The following is a 2143-nucleotide window of genomic DNA, read 5'->3' as shown; positions in this document are numbered from 1 at the left end:
ACCTGAAGTGGAAAACAGAACTAAAATACAATTAAACTAAGATTATTGCTAGAAAAATCCTGAAACTATGGAGCTATTAACCCCCGCTCAGAAAGAATTGTGGCGACGTTCAAATGTGGGTAACAGTTTTGCCAAATAGCCAGTCATTGAATAGAACATTTGCTCCAAATAGTAGTCAATTATAATTGAAGAAAATTGTGTAAATGTGTGGGTTAAGTGAGTGAAATCATCGGTTTGTGTGGCTTCTGGACTGTCTTCTTCTTATCGTCAACAATTAGCAGTTAAAGTTATCTCTAAAAACGAGTCAGTGAGTCACATAGCTAGAAATGAAAAGGTGAGTCGGAAATTTGTTTATCAACAGAAGAATATTGCTCAAAATGCTTTGAATCAGGCTTTTAAGAAGAAAGAAAAAGAGGAAGAAGTTTTATATAATCTGCCAGTTACTAAAACATGGATATTTCAGTTGATTTTAGGGCTAATTTTCATCTGTCGCAGTTCTTATCGGGCCGTAGCAGAGCTATTACGAGATTTATTCGATTATTCTATCAGTATTGGCACAATCCATAACCGAGTCCAAGAAGTGGTATCAGTCGCCAGAAAAATCAATAAATCTGTTGATTTATCGCGAATAAATGTGGCATCACTTGATGAGTTATTTCACAGTAACCGTCCTATCTTAACAGGAGTCGACAATGACTCTAGCTACTGTTTTCTTCTTGAAGAAGCGCAACACAGAGATGAAGATACCTGGGGCTGGTATTTGCTAGAAGTTGTCGAACAGGGTCTAGACCCTAAATACACCATAGCCGATGCTGGTAAGGGGATTAGAGCAGCACATAAAGCTATCTGGTCTAATAAAGTCTGTCAAGGGGATGTTTGGCACATTTTAGACCAAGCTACTACTTTATGCCGTAGTTTAATCAAAAAAGCTCAGGGTGCAACCACTGAAAGAGAGAAACTAGAGGCTAAGATGGAAAAGAGCAATTTAGGGATTATAAGTGGCTCATTATCAAATAAATTAAGCAAGGCTATTAAAAATGAACAGAAATGGCTCAATTTAGCCGATGATATCAAAATATTAGTGTATTGGTTAAGAATGGACATCCTCTGCTTGGCTGGAGCTAGTTGGTCGGAACGGATGGAATTGATGAATTTTGTGATTGATGAACTCCTAATTAGGGAAACTAAGGCTCATAAAGGAATTAAAGCTCTAAGAGTTGCTTTATCAAATCAAAAAGATGATTTACTCGCATTTGCTAAGATGATTGATAAAAAGCTGGCTGAGATTGCCCTTCGCTTCAAAATCCCCTTATCTTGGGTAAGGGAGGTTTGTTTATTGAGGAAAAAACCCCTTTCAACTAATAAGTATTGGCAAAAATGGAGTCAATTACAGAAGAAAATATCCCATAAGTTTTGGTCAATTAATCAAGCAGTAGAAGAGGCTTTAAACTCAACACCGAGGGCTAGTTCCCTTGTTGAAAACCTCAATTCTCGACTCAGAAACTATTTCCATCTGAGAAAACATCTTGGTTCAGATTATCTGGAGTTGTTGCAATTTTTCCTAAATCATCGCACTTTTATAGAAAGTCGAAAGCCAGAACGAGTGGGGAAAAGTCCAGCGGAATTAATGACAGGTGAAAAGCATCAACATTGGTTAGAGATGTTGGGATTTGAGGTATTTCAACGAGCTTGAGTCTCCACCATTTTAATTAATACTAATACCCTAAAAATCAAGAGATGACTTGGTTTAGTTCATGCTGGAAGTGTTACCCAAAAAACCCTATTTTTGAACGTCACCATCCAAGACACTCCGAAGCAATTCCCAAAGCTCGCCAAGTTCTATCGGTAAGTCTCAGAGAACGGACTTTTCGGTAATCATCGTTTTTTAGGGAAAACTTTCCTTGAATATCTCGTTTGCGTTTCATGTCTTTCTCCAAGTAATACATGGAAGAAGTCTAACATCCCCGTGAGCCATGTATTACTTGGCTAACCTATACCCATTGTTTCGTTAAAAATTCTTTTTATACTTCATGTTGAAATACGTTTAGATTACTTTCTCCAACAGTATCAGAGATCCGCTTCGCGGTGCGCCAATCACCCCAGAAAACTTTGAACTATTACCAGGAACCAAGTTATCACTAGA

General features: G+C 37.8%; 2 protein-coding genes. One reads left to right on the top strand and one right to left on the bottom strand.

Features of this window, described 5'->3' with window-relative positions; all coding sequences use genetic code 11:
- Positions 1-220 precede the first annotated feature (220 nt).
- Positions 221-1693, top strand: coding sequence for a hypothetical protein (locus P9B04_RS22815; protein WP_342057256.1), 1473 nt, complete (start codon positions 221-223; stop codon positions 1691-1693).
- A gap of 100 nt (positions 1694-1793) precedes the next feature.
- On the opposite strand, the gene P9B04_RS22810 is transcribed toward P9B04_RS22815, so the two are convergent.
- On the bottom strand, positions 1794-1925 hold the full coding sequence (locus tag P9B04_RS22810) for a hypothetical protein (RefSeq protein ID WP_342057255.1): 132 nt from the start codon (positions 1923-1925) through the stop codon (positions 1794-1796).
- Positions 1926-2143: the final 218 nt, after the last annotated feature.

This window comes from Crocosphaera sp. Alani8 (genome assembly GCF_038442745.1).
Classification (GTDB): Bacteria; Cyanobacteriota; Cyanobacteriia; order Cyanobacteriales; family Microcystaceae; genus Crocosphaera.
This window is presented reverse-complemented; position numbering and strand designations above follow the sequence as displayed.